The 255-nt window shown below is 63.5% G+C and carries 1 protein-coding gene; it reads left to right on the top strand.

From position 1 onward, the window contains the following. Window positions 1–21: 21 nt before the first annotated feature. A partial coding sequence (locus SB772_RS43240; protein WP_410838927.1) for an alpha/beta fold hydrolase occupies window positions 22–255 on the top strand: 234 nt, incomplete at its 3' end.

Genomic DNA, 255 nt, shown 5'->3' with positions numbered 1-255 from the left:
ACCGGCAGCGGCGTCTGCGTCATGTTCATTCATGGCTGGACGTGCGACTCCCATGACTGGATGTGGCAGTTGCCGTACTTCGAAACCCGGTATCGCGTGATCGCAGTCGACTTGCGCGGGCATGGCCGATCGGAGGTGACGCCGCCAGGCACGTATGCGCCCTCGCACTACGTCGCGGACCTCGAAGCCTTCATGACGACGCATTACCCGGGCCAACGATTCGTGCTCGTCGGGCACTCGATGGGCGCGCAGATC

The organism is Paraburkholderia sp. SIMBA_030 (genome assembly GCF_046535245.1).
GTDB lineage: Bacteria > Pseudomonadota > Gammaproteobacteria > Burkholderiales > Burkholderiaceae > Paraburkholderia.
This window is presented reverse-complemented; position numbering and strand designations above follow the sequence as displayed.